Annotated in this window: 1 pseudogene; it reads left to right on the top strand. The window is 68.2% G+C overall.

Annotation, left to right across the window (positions count from 1 at the left end):
• Nucleotides 1–2: 2 nt before the first annotated feature.
• Nucleotides 3–255 (top strand): annotated as a pseudogene (locus QSK45_RS38215) (UTP--glucose-1-phosphate uridylyltransferase); the annotation flags it as partial.

The raw sequence follows: 255 nt of genomic DNA, 5'->3' as shown, positions 1-255 counted from the left end.
CGATCCAGTACGTGGTCGAGGAGGCCGTGTCCGCGGGGCTCGACGACGTCCTCATGATCACCGGTCGTAACAAGCGTCCCCTGGAGGACCACTTCGACCGCAACTACGAGCTGGAATCCGCCCTGGGAAAGAAGGGCGACGCCGAACGGCTCGCCAAGGTGCAGGAGTCGAGCGACCTGGCGACCATGCACTACGTCCGCCAGGGCGACCCCAAGGGCCTCGGCCACGCCGTGCTGTGCGCCGCCCCGCACGTCG

The sequence above is a fragment of the Streptomyces hygroscopicus subsp. hygroscopicus genome (assembly GCF_030269125.1).
Classification (GTDB): Bacteria; Actinomycetota; Actinomycetes; order Streptomycetales; family Streptomycetaceae; genus Streptomyces; species Streptomyces hygroscopicus_C.
This window is presented reverse-complemented; position numbering and strand designations above follow the sequence as displayed.